The 390-nt window shown below is 80.0% G+C and carries 1 protein-coding gene; it reads left to right on the plus strand.

All coding sequences use genetic code 11. The features are described 5' to 3' along the window. A partial coding sequence (locus LCE31_RS36080; RefSeq protein WP_225022107.1) for a hypothetical protein occupies window positions 1–268 on the plus strand: 268 nt, incomplete at its 5' end. Window positions 269–390 lie beyond the last annotated feature (122 nt).

Genomic DNA, 390 nt, shown 5'->3' on the forward strand with positions numbered 1-390 from the left:
GGGGGGCCCGGGCCCCCCCCCCGGGGCGCCCCCGGGGGGGGGGGCCGGGGGGGGGGGGGCCCCCCCCCGCGCCGCGAGCGAGACCGAGCTGGAGGAGTGGGAGCGGGCCTGGGTCAGCGAACGGCTCACCCAGTTCAAGCGGATGATCACCGGCACGCTCGCCCCGCACCTGGCCCTGTTCCCCAAGAGCCGGTGGCCGAACTACCTGAACACGCAGATCGAAGCGGTGAAGGCCACCTTGGAGATGGCGGCCTCGACCACCAGCTGAACGCTCCGTCGGGGATGCCGACCCGACCGTGAAAGGATCGGGGGGGGGGGGGGGGGGGGGGGCGGCCGGGGGGGGGGGGCCCCCGCGCCCCCCCCCCGCGCCCCCCCGCGCGCCCCCGCGGG

This window comes from Streptomyces sp. 8L (assembly GCF_020176795.1).
Lineage (GTDB): Bacteria > Actinomycetota > Actinomycetes > Streptomycetales > Streptomycetaceae > Streptomyces.